General features: G+C 31.0%; 16 protein-coding genes. 9 read left to right on the top strand and 7 right to left on the bottom strand.

What is annotated here, in order from left to right; translation table 11 throughout:
- Nucleotides 1-77: 77 nt before the first annotated feature.
- Nucleotides 78-506 carry a hypothetical protein gene (locus D1818_RS01045; protein ID WP_118455524.1) on the bottom strand — a complete coding sequence of 143 codons (429 nt, stop codon included), beginning with the start codon at nucleotides 504-506 and terminating at the stop codon, nucleotides 78-80.
- A gap of 294 nt (nucleotides 507-800) precedes the next feature.
- Between D1818_RS01045 and D1818_RS01040 the strand changes: the two genes are divergently transcribed.
- A complete protein-coding gene (locus tag D1818_RS01040; RefSeq protein ID WP_118455522.1) occupies nucleotides 801-1,223 on the top strand; it encodes a hypothetical protein in 423 nt (140 codons plus the stop codon).
- A gap of 123 nt (nucleotides 1,224-1,346) precedes the next feature.
- Here D1818_RS01040 and D1818_RS01035 read toward each other — a convergent pair whose 3' ends face one another.
- The 3 genes from D1818_RS01035 to D1818_RS01025 form a co-directional block, all read right to left on the bottom strand.
- Entirely contained in the window at nucleotides 1,347-1,748 is a 402-nt protein-coding gene (locus D1818_RS01035; protein WP_118455520.1) for a hypothetical protein, read from the bottom strand.
- Between the two features lie 75 nt (nucleotides 1,749-1,823).
- Nucleotides 1,824-3,314 (bottom strand): hypothetical protein, encoded by a 1,491-nt coding sequence (locus D1818_RS01030; RefSeq protein ID WP_118455518.1) that lies wholly within the window; start codon nucleotides 3,312-3,314, stop codon nucleotides 1,824-1,826.
- Nucleotides 3,315-3,421: 107 nt separating this feature from the next.
- Nucleotides 3,422-3,835: a DUF3052 domain-containing protein gene (locus D1818_RS01025; protein ID WP_118463403.1), complete on the bottom strand. Its 414-nt coding sequence runs from the start codon at nucleotides 3,833-3,835 to the stop codon at nucleotides 3,422-3,424.
- 197 nt (nucleotides 3,836-4,032) lie between these two features.
- On the opposite strand from D1818_RS01025, the gene gcvT reads away from it, so the two are divergent.
- From gcvT to D1818_RS01010, 3 genes are all read left to right on the top strand, one after another.
- The gene (gene gcvT / locus D1818_RS01020; protein WP_118455516.1) at nucleotides 4,033-5,115 is read left to right on the top strand and encodes a glycine cleavage system aminomethyltransferase GcvT; all 1,083 of its coding nucleotides are present in this window, start codon (nucleotides 4,033-4,035) and stop codon (nucleotides 5,113-5,115) included.
- Nucleotides 5,116-5,210: 95 nt separating this feature from the next.
- Nucleotides 5,211-6,026 carry a sugar nucleotide-binding protein gene (locus D1818_RS01015; protein WP_118455514.1) on the top strand — a complete coding sequence of 272 codons (816 nt, stop codon included), beginning with the start codon at nucleotides 5,211-5,213 and terminating at the stop codon, nucleotides 6,024-6,026.
- A 59-nt stretch (nucleotides 6,027-6,085) separates the two neighbouring features.
- On the top strand, nucleotides 6,086-6,499 hold the full coding sequence (locus D1818_RS01010) for a thiol-disulfide oxidoreductase DCC family protein (protein WP_118455512.1): 414 nt from the start codon (nucleotides 6,086-6,088) through the stop codon (nucleotides 6,497-6,499).
- Between the two features lie 491 nt (nucleotides 6,500-6,990).
- Here D1818_RS01010 and D1818_RS01005 read toward each other — a convergent pair whose 3' ends face one another.
- A complete protein-coding gene (locus D1818_RS01005) occupies nucleotides 6,991-7,170 on the bottom strand; it encodes a hypothetical protein (RefSeq protein ID WP_118455510.1) in 180 nt (59 codons plus the stop codon).
- 259 nt (nucleotides 7,171-7,429) lie between these two features.
- Between D1818_RS01005 and D1818_RS01000 the strand changes: the two genes are divergently transcribed.
- A complete protein-coding gene (locus D1818_RS01000; RefSeq protein ID WP_118455508.1) occupies nucleotides 7,430-9,301 on the top strand; it encodes a DUF4139 domain-containing protein in 1,872 nt (623 codons plus the stop codon).
- A gap of 69 nt (nucleotides 9,302-9,370) precedes the next feature.
- Here D1818_RS01000 and D1818_RS00995 read toward each other — a convergent pair whose 3' ends face one another.
- Nucleotides 9,371-9,763 (bottom strand): hypothetical protein, encoded by a 393-nt coding sequence (locus D1818_RS00995; protein WP_118455506.1) that lies wholly within the window; start codon nucleotides 9,761-9,763, stop codon nucleotides 9,371-9,373.
- 83 nt (nucleotides 9,764-9,846) lie between these two features.
- Entirely contained in the window at nucleotides 9,847-10,245 is a 399-nt protein-coding gene (locus tag D1818_RS00990) for a hypothetical protein (RefSeq protein ID WP_118455504.1), read from the bottom strand.
- Between the two features lie 194 nt (nucleotides 10,246-10,439).
- Here D1818_RS00990 and D1818_RS00985 point away from each other — a divergent pair, with 194 nt between their 5' ends.
- Genes D1818_RS00985 through D1818_RS00970 form a run of 4 tightly spaced genes read left to right on the top strand, consistent with a single transcriptional unit; the run spans nucleotide 10,440 to nucleotide 15,216 of the window.
- Nucleotides 10,440-12,767, top strand: coding sequence for an outer membrane beta-barrel family protein (locus D1818_RS00985; protein ID WP_118455502.1), 2,328 nt, complete (start codon nucleotides 10,440-10,442; stop codon nucleotides 12,765-12,767).
- Nucleotides 12,751-13,491: a hypothetical protein gene (locus D1818_RS00980; RefSeq protein ID WP_118455500.1), complete on the top strand. Its 741-nt coding sequence runs from the start codon at nucleotides 12,751-12,753 to the stop codon at nucleotides 13,489-13,491. Before D1818_RS00985 ends, D1818_RS00980 begins: the two co-directional genes overlap by 17 nt.
- Nucleotides 13,492-13,516: 25 nt before the next feature.
- A complete protein-coding gene (locus D1818_RS00975) occupies nucleotides 13,517-14,545 on the top strand; it encodes a sensor histidine kinase (protein WP_118455498.1) in 1,029 nt (342 codons plus the stop codon).
- Nucleotides 14,542-15,216 (top strand): LytTR family DNA-binding domain-containing protein, encoded by a 675-nt coding sequence (locus D1818_RS00970; protein ID WP_240338275.1) that lies wholly within the window; start codon nucleotides 14,542-14,544, stop codon nucleotides 15,214-15,216. Before D1818_RS00975 ends, D1818_RS00970 begins: the two co-directional genes overlap by 4 nt.
- The last annotated feature ends 17 nt before the right edge of the window (nucleotides 15,217-15,233 follow it).

The raw sequence follows: 15,233 nt of genomic DNA, 5'->3' as shown, positions 1-15,233 counted from the left end.
TTTTAATGAGTCCTTAGCTTTTTTTATCGATGTCTAGCTATAAGAAAAAAATATTAGATAATATGCTGTATCCAATTTTAGTTAGAAACTGCCGCCTCGGTTAGGCTTTTAGTCCAATGAATAGCCTCTTCTAAGGATTCAAAACTTTTAAACTTACTTTTGATGAATAATTTTTCTATCAATGAGTTTAGTAACCCCTTGGGAGTATAACTAACAATCGCATAGCCTTTCATCCTGTAATCGCTCTTATAAAATTTTATCCAATCACTGGGTTTTACGGCATACCTATGCACCCTGTTAGTAATGTAAACTACATTAGATCCATCGTGATCATATAGGTTCGTTAGATCTTCCACCAACAGTTTTGCATGGTCATCCCAAGTAACCACTGTATCTTCTTTAAATTCTCCAATTACAAATCTATCAAACAAATAAAAGTCGCCAAACGAATAATTTAATTCATGAATGGCATCTTGATAGAATATAGAATCTTTTACATATTGCATAGAGCAAAAATATTATAAATCATTATCTTATCTTATAGCAAACATCTAAAACTCCATTACAAATCGATAAACCGCTTAAAGCTATCGTTAAGTGGTGATTCGTAACATTTTTCGAATATCTTTTTTTTCGAATATACATCATTTTTAAGGGAATATATAGATTTCACATCTTTAAACACCCTGAAAACAGGGTGTTTTCTTCACTGAAAAAAGTGTTTGGTAAAGGTATAAACAAGTGTATATTTGCATTGTTAATAAAAACAAACCAATTAATTAACATTTTATATAAAAATCATGAAAAAAACCATTTTAAATTTCGCATTAGTTATGGCTGTTCTTTTTGCAGCTTCTTGTAAAAACGAAACTAAGTCTGAAGCAACTGAGGGTGCTGAAAAAACTGAGGAAGTTGAAAAAGTAGAAGAAAAGACTGAAGAAAAAACTGAAACTGCAGCATCAGAAGGTGTACCTAGTTTTAGTGATGAAAAAGTTCAGGAGTATGTAAATTCTTATGAAGCTTATATCGAAGAATATAAGAAAGTAGTAGAAAGTAAGGATATGACAGCTTTTGCTTCTTTAGGTCAAAAAGGACAAGAACTAGGTACCAAAGCTCAAGAAGTTATGGGGAACCTTTCTGGTGATGACGTAAAAAAGCTTAATGATTATATGATGGCTAAGTCGACTGAATTACAAGAGTTATCTAAAAAGTTAATGCAGTAATCCATTGCTAACTTATTAAGTTAACTTATCGTAATCGATAAGAGTTATGTTACAAATCCTGTTCTCAGTTAGAACAGGATTTGTTATTTACTAGTGTTTATATATACTTCCTGAAAAACGAGTTTAAGGAAGCTTCTGATAGCGCTGTCCACATCCCTCTATACAAGGGTGATATAAAAATAAACTTCCCTCTTTGATTTCAAAACTAATCGAAAAAGGAGTATTACACGAAACTGTTATAGTATTTTCATCGATAGAATAACTTTCTGTACTATTCCCTTCAGATTCTATAGCTAAGGAACATAAACTACCATTAGAGACTTGTAGAATACCTCCTGCTAAAAATTCTAATTCTAAATCACTACTTATCGGTTGGAACGTACCACTTCCATCACCTGGATCCACTAACTGTTCTATTAGCAACCATTTTCCTAATAAATCTGGACTTGCTATCGTATCGTCATCATTACTACAGGAGAAAACAAATAAAAGTGGAATTAAAAAAAGAAAGAGATATTTTTTCATAACTACGGCGTTTATGATATAGATACGGTTTACACAATTAGGTTGCTTCATTTTCTTATCTTAAAATAAATAACTTTATATCATCGTTTTTATCATCCCATTTTTTATGCAAATCCAAAGGTAATTCCAAAAAGATTTAGTTGGATCTCTTTTCACCTTTATAGCATCTTCATATACCGATCCTTTAGCTTCCTTATCACTAATAACTACATCTGCAATTGAAGTAAGTATTTTTACTATCCCTTTGCTGGAATGTGATGCTTCTGCAATTTCAAAATTATCATATCGCATTCTCATCGCTCCAAGAGCTTCAGTATCATTTCCCTTAAAATTATAATACATTTCATCAATAACGCCTTTTGTACGAACATCGGTTACGGGGATCAAAAAGGAATTTAAAGATGTATCCTTTACATTTTTGATAGAGCCCTCTAAAGAAAAACTATCCGTATTATCTAAGATGTTAAAGCTCCAACTTAGTTCTATCGGTGCTTGCCCCATATAGTAAGCTAAAAAGTGTGCTTTAGTATATGGAGCGTTTTCTAAATTAGATATTTTCGATACATGAACATCCAAATTATTAAATTCTAAAACACCAGAATCCATATTACTATCAGGTTGTTCTTCATATTTTATGTTACTCTTACGAATACTAGTGGAATCAATATGTATCTTTAACTTTAAGTCTCTGAGCATTTTACTGTATAACGGTTTTACAGAAGTATCATCTGCCAATCTTTTATCTCTATAAATACTAAGATTTATATAATCCATATATAGTGCATCTGCCCCAATAACAAATCCTTTTGTTTGTTCATGAACTGTTGGTTTTTTTATAATTAAGGATTCTCCTGTAAGTTTCATATAATCTTGCTCATTCTTAATACTTTTAGAAAATTCTGATCTGGAAACTGTAGGATTGATCGAAAAGTCAAATAGCGCTATTTGTTCATTTGAGCTATTAAATTTTGGTATAGAAAAAGTGTAGAATGCATTTATCTTATAAGACAAGTCTTTTATTTGTAAGGTATGTGAAGTAAAGTCAAAAGGGATTACACTATAAATTGTTTCATCAGATATATTTAGATTAGATAATTCAAGGTCAAAATTATTTATAGCCGTATGATTATCGATGTAACTACCACTTATTAACGTAACCTTATCTATGAATACAGAGAATTTCTTATCTGATTGTGATTTTGTACTTATACTGTTTTTATTTTTTTTAAGGTTTTTCTTAATTAATACAGGTTTCATTATCAATAAGTCTGATGCCTTTAATTTATCTTCAATTAATAAATCAAACAGACTTATACCGCTCAAAGAAATTGTTTCAACATTAAATACTAAATCTTTATTTTTCTCAATTAAAATACTATCGATGGTTACGCTACCATTTATTAGTTGTACCTGAATATTTTCATATCCGATCTTTAGTTCGTCAGTAGAAATTTTCTGTATTTCCTTCCCGATTTTATGTTCGGCCCATTTACCTATCCCAAAATAAATTCCAAATACGGTAATGACAAGAAAAATAGAATAAGTAAGTTTTTTTGATATCTTCATTTATTATAAAGTAAAACCTTGAGTTAATAATTTACATAAAATTAAGCACTATTTGACTAGCTAATTATCCTATTTAAACAAAAAAATATCGTGATTGATATATTGAATCATAATCTATCGTTAACTCGGTAGACAAATTTTAAACCACTCCAGTCATTATCAACAGCGGCTACCTTAATATCTACCAATCCAATATCTAATAAATATTCCCGTATAGGCTCTCTTTTAAGATCAGTAGGTATTTTAGAACTCCCTTTGGGCCAGCTCACCCATAACATTCCTGTTTTCTTCAGAGCAGTTTTATAAATTGGAATCTGTGTCTTTAGCTCATCAACGCTAGTACAAAACACGTGAATAAAATCTGCTTCTTCGGGTGTAACCTTTGTTAACTCTTTTATATTCTCTGGCACGTCCGAAAATAGATTCCAATAATGATCTGGACGGTTATAAAATAATAGCGTTTTACCTGGCTTTATTCCTAGCTTTTTAGCAAGTGGCGTTCCTGAATATCCTGCTGACATCATCTTATAATTAGTAAGGATTTTTATAAAGTTATTAAAAAACATAGGAAATCAAATCGTATGTTATTATATCCCTAATTATTTGCTTTCAGATTTAGAAAAAGTTAACAATTAATCATATAAAAGGATTGTTTACCAACGCAAAGTTTTTTACTTTCGGCCTCAATTTGATTCTTAATTCTACAAATCGACTCTTTATGAAAAATACTGCATTAACAGAAACACATGCTGCTTTAGGAGCCAAAATAGTTCCATTTGCTGGATATAATATGCCCGTATCCTATGAAGGAGTAAATATAGAACACGAAACAGTTCGTAATGGTGTTGGTGTTTTTGATGTATCGCATATGGGTGAGTTTTTAATAACAGGCCCTAATGCTTTGGATTTAATCCAAAAAGTAACTTCTAATGACGCTGCTAAGCTTGTAGATGGAAAAGCTCAGTATAGTTGTTTACCAAATGATAAAGGTGGTATTGTAGATGATCTGATTGTATATAAAATTGCTGACGAAAAGTACTTATTGGTAGTCAATGCGTCTAATATCCAGAAAGATTGGGATTGGATTAAAAGTCATAATACGATGAACGCTGATATGCGGGATCTATCCGAAGATTATTCTTTACTGGCTATTCAAGGTCCAAAAGCTGCGGAGGCAATGCAATCTCTAACATCCGTAGATCTGGAGACTATGAAATTTTATACGTTTGAAGTAGCAGATTTTGCAGGAATTGATCATGTCATCATTTCAGCTACTGGATATACTGGTAGTGGTGGTTTCGAAATTTATTGTAAAAATTCTGAAGTACAACAAATTTGGGATAAGGTATTAGAAGCGGGGGGCGATTTTGGAATCAAGCCTATTGGTCTGGCAGCCAGAGATACCTTGCGATTAGAGATGGGATATTGTCTTTATGGAAATGATATTAATGATGAAACGTCACCTATTGAAGCTGGTTTAGGTTGGATTACAAAATTTACAAAAGATTTTGTAAATGCTGATGCTTTGGCAAAAGAAAAAGAACACGGATCAGAACGCAAACTAGTAGGTTTTGAATTAGATGAAAGAGGGATTCCTAGACACGATTATGATATTGTAGATGGAAATGGTAATAAAATAGGTATTGTGACCTCTGGTACGATGTCTCCATCTTTAGGTAAAGGAATTGGATTAGGATATGTACCTAAAGTTTTTACTGCTCCTGGCAGTAAAATTAATATCCAGGTACGTAAAAAAGCAATTCCTGCAACAGTAGTAAAATTACCTTTTTATAAAGGATAGTTATTTTATAACAATAATAAAGGGTAAGTTAAGTTTCAAGATTACATAGTTTAGTGATCTTTGAAACTTAACTTTTTTTTAGCGTAAGATACATATTGAAGAAGATTTTAATCATAGGAGCCAGTGGTTTTATAGGAAATGCTCTATATAAAGAGCTTAACTCCTATTTTGATACCTATGGTACATACCATACTGACAACGATTTTTATGAAAAAAATCAAAAGTTCTTTCAGTATGATATGGAAATGGAAGATATCTCTATATTACTCGATAACTTAAAGCCCACTATTATTGTTTCCGCTATTAGAGGGAATTTTAATTCGCAGTTAGATGCTCATCAACGAATCATAAACTGGTTAAAAAAGAATAAATCAAAATTGATATTTCTATCCAGTGCTAATGTATTTGACACATTTAGCAACTACCCTTCATATGAACACGATAAAACATTGAGTGACAGTGTTTATGGAAGGTTAAAAATCAAAATTGAAAATGCATTAATGCGATTGCCAACACATAAATATGTGATCGCTAGGATACCTATGATCTTTGGAGCAAGTACACCTCGTATACAGGAACTTAAAACCTTACACGATCTTAAGGCACCAATTGAGGTTTTTCCTAATGTAATTATCAATGCAACCGCTATTTCTAAACTTACGCAACAATTACATTATATCATCAACCGAAGTAAAAAAGGTATCTTTCATCTCGGAAGTACTGATCTTATTTATCATCTAGATCTCATTACAGAAATATGTGATATGCTTCAATTAAAAGACCCTACTTTTAAACAAGTTTTTGATTCTAATAATGATCGCTATCTGGCAGTCTTGCCTAAGGATAATTTATTACCAAAGAATTTACAAATTACGACTAAACAAGTTATAGATTCTATTATCCTGAAATGATTCTTAATGAAATGATAATTGCCTAACAAGATTCTATATTTGGTTCTTATCTTTGTACTATGAATATCGAAGGAAAAAAAATCATATTATTTGATGGAGTTTGTAATCTTTGTAATGGTGCAATTAATTTCATTATTAAACGTGATAAGAATGATGTATTTCGATATGCTTCTTTACAAAGCGAGGTAGGACAAAAATTGGCGAAAGAAAGAGATATTGATACATCAAAATTAGATACAATTCTGCTCATCGAACCTGGAATGGCATATTACCATAAGTCAACAGCTGCCCTGCATATTGCAAGACAGCTGTCTGGTGGTTATCCGTTACTTTCTGTTTTTCTTATTTTTCCTAAGTTCTTAAGAGATTGTGTTTACGATATAGTCTCAAGAAACAGATATAACTGGTTTGGCAAAAAAGAGAGTTGCATGATTCCAACTCCAAAGCTAAAAGCCCTCTTCATAGACCAGTAACACATAATTTACTTTTGCAATAGCATTATGAATTAATATCAAAACTTTCCCCCTTTGATGTTACCCTATTCAATTCGGCTTTATTCATATTATCTATATGAACAAATCCTAAGCATGCTACTGCAAAGCAAATTAGTATTATTGGTATTAAAAGCTTTTTCATTTTATTTTGGGATTAAATGATTTGGCAGCAAAAAAAGACCATTCTTTAATTACGGTTTAAAAGTAATCATGATTACGGTCTGACATGGTGGGTATTTTAGAATTCGTAGGGATTCAATTAGAATTCGTAAAAACAGCTTTTCTACACATACAATTATAAGGATCTATCTAACTTATTTAGCAAACAAAAAAACTGCCTTACAATAATATGTAAGGCAGCAGTTCTGGAATGATCCGTTACTTTTTTTGTTTTCCCTTTTTTATTTATCCAATTCAGAAGGAATTGATTTTCTTTCTTTATTGGTTTGTAACGTATCTTTCTCAACTCTTCATTTAGTGTCGAACTTATCTATTCTTGTAATTTCTACATCAGAATCACTGTTGATTTGATGTTTCTCTCTTAACTGATTATATTCTTCATCTAGCTTATTCACATTATCGATATGCACAATACTTAGGCATATAACTGCAAATGAGATTAAAGCTATGGGTAGAAAAAGCCGTTTCATAATGAGTGTATTTTAAGTTTATTAATAAGTGTGGTTCAAAAGTATACTTATCCCTTGCGCAAAATAAGGGGACTTTAGCTAGAAATCATATAGGGGTTTTCCCCCTTTTTCTTTATTTACAAGGTATTTACAGCATTTTTGCACTATAAACTAAGCCCTTATATAGATTTACTCAACCAAAAAGGCACTTCACTCAATATGGGTTTATTATCATAAGCTATAGCCATATTTTCGTTTAAAATCCAAAAAACATACAACTATGAGAACCTTTACCTTATTACTTATATTACTCCTACCTACTATCATTTTTGGTAATAACGAAAAAAAAGTATCCTCTACCATAAAAGAAGTAACCGTTTATGTATCAGGAGCTAGAATACAAAGAACTGCTGTAACAGATGTGCTTCCAGGAGTGAACGAAATTATATTTTATGATCTTTCTAATAAAATTGATGAGAATAGCATACAAATTTCAGGATTAAAAAACGCTTCTATCTTATCCATAAGTTATGGGATCAACTATTTAGAAAAGAAAAAGAATTCAAAAGAACTAGAATCATTAGAACATCAACTAGAACTACTATTATTAGAGAAAAACAAATTAGACAACTTACTCTCAGGACTCAATCAGGAAAAGAAGGTATTAGAAAACAACCAACGAATAGGTACTGATCAAACCGCCCTTTCATTGGATAAAGTAAAACAAATATCCACCTATTACCGAGAAAGATCAGTAGCTATCCAGAATGAAACTTACAACATCAATCTGAAAAAAAATAAATTACAAGACGAAATTACAGATATCATTAATCAAATTGATAGGCTTAGTGATCACACTAAAGAAGAACGAGGAGAAATAAAGGTGAAAATAGATGTGTCTTCTGCCACGAACCTTGCATTAAAACTTAAGTATAATGTAAGTGACGCGGGATGGTTTCCTTTGTATGACATCAAATCAGAAAATACCGAAACTCCTCTTAAAATAACTTACAAAGCTAATGTATATCAAAAAACCGGTACTGATTGGAATAACACAAAAGTAACCTTATCCACAGGTGATCCTAACACTAATAACATAAAACCGAATCTTACAACCAGATATTTAAACTTTAATTACGGTAGTTATCAAAGAAGAAGTGCTGTAAATAGATATTCCTCAACTTATAATCCAAATATAAAAACGGTGAGCGGTATTGTAACGGACGAAAAAGGGCTTCCGCTTCCTGGTGTCACTATAATTGAAAAAGAATCAAGTAATGGTGCTGTAACAGATTTTGATGGTAGATATACCATTAATATAACACAAGGAAAACAATTAATATTCTCATACCTTGGTTATACTACTGAAGAAATAACAATAGGAAGTTCTGTAGTCAATATAGGCATGGAAGAAGATAGTAGCACCTTAGATGAAGTAGTTGTAGTAGGTTATGGAACTTCATCAGGATATAGGAGAGCATCGCGTAGTAAATCGAAAAGAAAAAAAGAAACCTATAATATTACTGTTGAAGCCAAAGAAGAAGGGATTACAAATACCCGATTTGTGATCAAAAAGAAATATACTATCAAATCCAATAGTGATATCACTACTATAGAAATTGATAATTTTAATATGAATGCTGATTATAGTTATTATGTAGCTCCAGAACTCAATGAAAATGTATTCTTGACAGCCAAATTAGGAAATTGGGAGCAATTTGATCTATTGGCAGGAGAAGCCAATATATATTTTGAAGGTAGTTATGCTGGTAAGACCAATATTGATCCACAAGCAACAACAGATAGTTTGACAATCTCATTGGGAACCGACCCTAATATTGTAGTAAAAAGAGAACCTCTAAAAAAATTTAAAAGTAAATCCTTTTACGGTAGCAATAGAATCGTAGATCTTGGGTATTCTATACAGTTAAAAAACAATAAACAAAATACAATTCACTTGATTCTCGAAGATCGAATTCCTATTTCTCAGAATAAAGAAATTAAAGTAGATAATATCGGAACTAATGATGCGAATTACGATCCTAAAACAGGAATCATGAAATGGAAACTAACGGTAAAACCAAAAGCGCAATTAGAAAAACAATTTTCTTATCAGCTGAAATATCCAAAAAACAAAAGAATTAATCTATAATGCTCTTATCATAAATACTACTACCGTTTTTGTGAAAATTAAAAAACGGTAGTAGTATTTTAAGCAGTACTATCTTTCAAAACGGAAAGTAAATCCATCTATAGCGCTTTCTGTGATAGTAAACACAGTGTTTTCTAAATTTAATCTGCCATAATCTACTTCGTTAACCGCAAGTATGTTTGCATCCGCTGCATCAGAAACACTATATGTATATGTTCCTGACGCTAACAATGTGTTAGCAGAAGTAGTTGTGCTATTGTTAACGATGGTAACCATCCCTGAAGCTGTATCAAAATCCCAAACAACCGCTCCTCTATCTATATCTTCATCCAATCCAGTGATACCTCCTGATACATTAACGAGATTCCAAGAACCTAGAAGCGTAGGTGCTACGTTATCATCATCATCATTGCTACAACTGAAAAGGATAATCGAAAGTAATACTAAATAGAAGCGTTTCATATTTTATAATTTAAAAGTTCATTCTCTTAATAGATGGGATACTACTATATAGGTTGCGTCTACAAACGAGGAACTAAATTAAATTAACGCTCAAACCTGATCTCGAATCCGTCTCTAAACTGTTGGCTAACGGTAAAACTATCGGATGTAGTAATAAATGTTCCTAGGTTAATTTCATTAACGACTAGTTCATCAATATCGGCAGGAGCAACAATAGAATAGGTATATGTTCCAGAAGGGAAACCATCATATACACCTGTAATAGTACTGTTATTAGTAACGGTTACCATCATATCCGACTCATTAAAGTCCCAAATAATAATTCCTTTTTCAAAATCTTGATTTACTCCTGCGAATCCACCAGTAATATTCACCAGATTCCACTCCCCTTGTAAACCTAAAGATCCATTATTAATGGTGTCATCATCATTACTGCAGCTGATAAATACGACTAAAACCAATAAAAAGTATAAACGTCTCATTGCTTTATGTATAAGGTTAATAAATACATTAATGTAGATGATTGTTTTTAAAATTAGTTGCGTTACAAAATGTTAATTATATAATATTTGTGACTTTACTAAAAGTATTGTTAACAGAGGAATTAGTGACATTCACAGATTAAAATTTCATAAAAAAGATAAGAGTATCACTTTTGATTTATCAACATCAAAAAATGATACGAACAGTAACTTTTATAGTATTATCAATCCTAGGGTCGCTAATCACGACCGCTCAGGAAATAAAAACTTATAAAGGAACCGTGCAAGATGCAAATACTCAAGTGGTAATTCCATTTGCAGCTATTTCAGTCTATAATGATAAAGATGAATTGATAGATGGTTCTTCTGCTGATGATAATGGTCAATTTCAACTAAAATTAAGTAAGTCACTTGCCTATTTTGAAGTCAGTTTTATAGGATACAAGACGTATATAAAACCAATATCAGAAATTAGAGATGCTCAGAATATTTTAATCGAACTAACAGTCACAGTAAATGCTCTGGATGAAGTTGTTATAGAAAATAATCGGGCAACAACGCAGCTTAAAATTGATAGAAAGGTCATAAACATAGGAACAGATATCCAACAATCAGGAACCACAGCGCTAGAGGCCTTTGATCAAATTGTAGATATACAAACAGACTTAGGAACTGGTAGTTTATCTCTGAGAGGAAGTGATAATGTAAGATTATTAATTAATGGTAAACCTTCTTCTTTAGGTGCCGTTGAATTATTAGAACAAATACCTTCTTCAAATATAAAAAGTGTAGAAATAATTACTTCTCCATCTGCAAAATATCAGGCAGATGGTATATCAGGTATTATTAATGTAATCCTAAAAAGAAATCTAAATACCGGACTTAATATTAATCTCAACGGTTCAACAGGAACAAAAAGGTATGGATATGACGTTAATGGCAACTATAACCTATCGTTTATGAATGTAAGATTTAATGCTTCTCAATCCGGAAGAGAAATGGATAGTAAACAAACTATTAATAGAACATTCATGAATGGCGAAACTCAAGGAATATTTACTCCATATGATTTTAATGGATTGATACGACAAGGAGCAATAGGATTAGATTTTTTTATAAACGAACATAATGAATTCTCTATAGCGTATAACCATACAGATGATTACCATAGTTTTTATAATAGATCACAATATTTCAACTTAACTGATCGAGAGGATTTTACATACACTAGAAATTCTGAACATACGCATGTAACATCCGTACTTAATACGAATTACCGTCGCGAATTTTCTAAGACAGGACATTTCCTGGAGTTGGATTATAATCTTAATAACAACAAAAATGATTATCCGGCTTCTGATTTTGAAGATACTATATTCTTATTCAATCAGCTTATAACAGAAGATAATAGGATTCATACATTGTCTTTGGATTACTCCTTGCCTATTTCAAAAAAAGTACTCATAGAAACAGGCGTTTCTTGGAATAAAAGCAACTCAAAAAACAATCAATATTTTAGATCAAACCAAGCTGATGCAACAAATAATACATTTGTTTATAAAGAAGAACTTATTGGATTTTATGGGCTCACCAAATTCAACGCTTATAAATTTGATTGGCAAATAGGACTACGATATGAAGCTTTTTCTTCGGAATCTGAGAATACCTTAAACTCATTAAACACAGATCTAAATTTCTCTAACTTATTTCCATCAATACACCTTTCTTATAAATTTAATGAAGATATCACATTCGGAATAGGATATAGTAAACGTGTCTCCAGCCCTAACTTACACCATATTAATCCGTTTCAATTAGGGAACCCATTTTTTAGATTCGACGGCAATCCAAATTTGAAACCTGAATACAGTGATAACATTGAGTTGAATTATCAAAATAATGGTGAAAAACTGAATTGGTCTATTGCTTCCTTTTATCGCCACCGAAAAGATGTGATACTCTGGGTAAATGATATTGAAGATGATAATGTACAGGTGATTTCATTTCAGAATATCGGTATAAACCATTCCTTAGGTATAGAAACAACAGTGTCTTATAAAATAGCTAAGTTTTGGGATGCATTTTTTACAGGAAATTACTATTACACAAAAGTTAATGAAAATAACTTAAATACTTGGAATGATTTATATTCTTCTAATCTACAAATCAAAAATACCTTAAAAATTTCTAAAAAAATAAGTACTGATATTACCTACCGATACACACCAAAACGGCAAAATGCTTTCAATTTTATTGAGCCAAGAAATAGAGTTGATTGGGGAATAAGAGCAAAATTGCTAAAAAATAAACTGACAGTTAACTTGAGAGTAATAGATGTACTTGATGATAATTTGATGAAACGAAATACACGTACTGCAGAATTTAATCAACGTACTGTATGGAAGTTCCAATCCCAAACTCTGGGATTTCTATTTAGTGTCAATTACTCCCTCTTTAAAAACAAAAATAAACAGAGAAAAAGAAAAGAAAGAGAATATAGACATAATGATTCTAATAATTAAACAATTAGCAATGGTAAAATATTATATAAAAAAAGTAGGCTTTTATTCGTTTGTAATATCAATAATCTTTGTTTTGATACTAACTGGATGCGCACCAAATAAGAGTATCGAAGAACAAATCACTCCACAAGAACTTATTACATGGAAAACTTTAGGAAAAGGAAAAACTTCAATACAGCATCAAGAATTTATTATGGAGGAGATTGACAGTTCTGATGGTCTCTTTTTAATAAGTCCTAAAAGTTATCAAGGAGATATGGTATTGCGATACAAAATAAGAGCCTTATCTGAAGCATCAGTACTAATAGTATTATTCTCTGCTTCTGATAATAGTGAAACATTACAACTAACAATACCACCAGAAAATAGTAAAAATGAAGATATTTGGAAATGGCGAGGAGAAATGAATCATTACAACTTGACTTTTAACAATAAATCTCATGGATACACTCCTTTTTTCTATAAAAACATTTCTTCTTTAGAACGCGAATTCCATCTAAGAAAACAAGATAATATAATGAAATCTAATCAATGGGTTACTGTAGAAATTGGAAAGAAAAAGGGAAAAGTTTGGTTTTCTTTAAATAATGATATGGTTTTCGAATATATGGACATGTCTCCACTTTTAGGTGGACACATAATTTTTAGAATAAGTGGTGCTACTAAAGAAGGAAAAAATATTCTTGCGAAAGCATCTATTAAAGATTTGACGATACATCATTAATAAAAATAATACCTTAGTACTATTCATGAAGAAAGATTCGATATATCTTAAATTAAAAAAAACGGAACCACTGTTACATCTGCTATTTTGGGGAATTGTCCTTTTGTTTCCGTATGTAAAGTTTATGGGGCGGGAAGGAGGCTATCCTATGAGTTTCCCCCATGAATTAGTAGCTTTATTTTTTAATAGTATCCCTACATATATTATGTATTTGTGGTTTTTTCCTTTAAAAAATAAACAAAAATACATACTGTTAGTACTACTTCTTTTTATTGGCAATGCCTTTTTTCATTATTATGCAGATTCTTTTTTTCATATGGAAGAGGATCATAAAGATCATCGATGGAGATCCATGATTTCCAGCTTAGTAACGTATACCTCCTTTAGTTTAGGTTTTTTTGCACTATTCTCCGTAAAGAAACTGTATGCAAAACAGTTAGAATTAGAAACCACAAAACAAGAAAAACAACAAGCAGAACTTAACGCACTTAAAGCACAAGTAAATCCTCATTTTTTATTTAATACGCTGAATAACATTTATGCAAATGCTTTAAGAAAAGATGAAAAAACTCCAGATTTAATTTTAAAATTATCAGATAGTTTTAGATACCTATTACACGAAGGTCAAAAAAAGCAAGTAACACTGGATAAGGAAATTAATCACATAAAAGATTATATTAGTTTACAAGAAGAAAGATTGTCAACTAAAGTAAAAGTTAATTTTTCAGAAGATATTCATAATCCACAAAAGGAAATAGCTCCATTATTATTAATACCTTTTATCGAAAATGCATTTAAGTATACCAGTACTCTAAAAGGAAGTAAACATCTCATAAAGATAAAAACCATATTAAATAAAGAGCAATTCTATTTTTATTGCGAAAACTCATATAACGAAAACAAAATATCGGAAATCGAAACAAATTGGCAAGAAAGTGGTATTGGTATAAAAAACACGGAAAAAAGATTGCAATTGCTATACCCGAAACAACATCAATTACTAATTGAAGAAAAAGATAATCTCTTCAAAGTAACACTTACTATTATATTATGATGAATTGTATCATTATAGAGGACGAACATGGAGCACAAGACGTTTTAAAAAACTATGTAGATAAAACTCCTTTTTTAAATTGTAATGGAATCTATGAGAGCGGATTAGACATTGATTCAAAGCAATTAGAAGAAATTGATTTCATATTTTTAGATATTCAGTTGCCTGAATTGAATGGATTATCTTTTTTAAGAACTTTAGTTAATCCGCCTAAGGTTATCATTACTACCGCCTATCCGGATTACGCTGTTGAAGCTTTTGAAGAAGCCGTTATAGACTACCTGGTAAAACCATTTTCTTATGAACGATTTTTTAAAGCTGTAAATCGCATACAAGATAAAACTATAGAGAAAAAGGAGCATATCAAACAGTTTTTCTTGTATACTGACAAAACAATTTATAACATATACGTTGATGATATATGCCTTTTAAAAGCTGAAGTAGATTATGTAAAAGTGGTTACAAATCATAAGAACATATTGATTTTAGATACGCTTCGAAATTGGGAAGAAAAACTACAGAATTTCAATTTTATTAGAATACATCGTTCCTATATTATCAATATGGATAAGGTAGAAAAAGTATCAGGAAACCAAGTTTTTATTGGAGACATAGTAATCCCAATAGGTAAAACGTATAAGAATACTTTTTTAAAGCTTATCAACTATTAAAATAATATTCCCTCTAA

Source organism: Aquimarina sp. BL5 (assembly GCF_003443675.1).
Classification (GTDB): Bacteria; Bacteroidota; Bacteroidia; order Flavobacteriales; family Flavobacteriaceae; genus Aquimarina.
Note: the sequence above shows the minus strand (reverse complement) of the source record. Positions and strands in the feature narration are given on the sequence as shown.

Bases quoted from the DNA above. Each gene is read 5' to 3' on its own strand.
- D1818_RS01045 (WP_118455524.1), bottom strand. From the start codon at position 506: ATGCAATATGTAAAAGATTCTATATTCTATCAAGATGCCATTCATGAA.
- D1818_RS01040 (WP_118455522.1), top strand. From the start codon at position 801: ATGAAAAAAACCATTTTAAATTTCGCATTAGTTATGGCTGTTCTTTTT.
- D1818_RS01035 (WP_118455520.1), bottom strand. From the start codon at position 1,748: ATGAAAAAATATCTCTTTCTTTTTTTAATTCCACTTTTATTTGTTTTC.
- D1818_RS01030 (WP_118455518.1), bottom strand. From the start codon at position 3,314: ATGAAGATATCAAAAAAACTTACTTATTCTATTTTTCTTGTCATTACC.
- D1818_RS01025 (WP_118463403.1), bottom strand. From the start codon at position 3,835: ATGTCAGCAGGATATTCAGGAACGCCACTTGCTAAAAAGCTAGGAATA.
- gcvT (WP_118455516.1), top strand. From the start codon at position 4,033: ATGAAAAATACTGCATTAACAGAAACACATGCTGCTTTAGGAGCCAAA.
- D1818_RS01010 (WP_118455512.1), top strand. From the start codon at position 6,086: ATGAATATCGAAGGAAAAAAAATCATATTATTTGATGGAGTTTGTAAT.
- D1818_RS01005 (WP_118455510.1), bottom strand. From the start codon at position 7,170: ATGAAACGGCTTTTTCTACCCATAGCTTTAATCTCATTTGCAGTTATA.
- D1818_RS01000 (WP_118455508.1), top strand. From the start codon at position 7,430: ATGAGAACCTTTACCTTATTACTTATATTACTCCTACCTACTATCATT.
- D1818_RS00995 (WP_118455506.1), bottom strand. From the start codon at position 9,763: ATGAAACGCTTCTATTTAGTATTACTTTCGATTATCCTTTTCAGTTGT.
- D1818_RS00990 (WP_118455504.1), bottom strand. From the start codon at position 10,245: ATGAGACGTTTATACTTTTTATTGGTTTTAGTCGTATTTATCAGCTGC.
- D1818_RS00985 (WP_118455502.1), top strand. From the start codon at position 10,440: ATGATACGAACAGTAACTTTTATAGTATTATCAATCCTAGGGTCGCTA.
- D1818_RS00980 (WP_118455500.1), top strand. From the start codon at position 12,751: ATGATTCTAATAATTAAACAATTAGCAATGGTAAAATATTATATAAAA.
- D1818_RS00975 (WP_118455498.1), top strand. From the start codon at position 13,517: ATGAAGAAAGATTCGATATATCTTAAATTAAAAAAAACGGAACCACTG.
- D1818_RS00970 (WP_240338275.1), top strand. From the start codon at position 14,542: ATGATGAATTGTATCATTATAGAGGACGAACATGGAGCACAAGACGTT.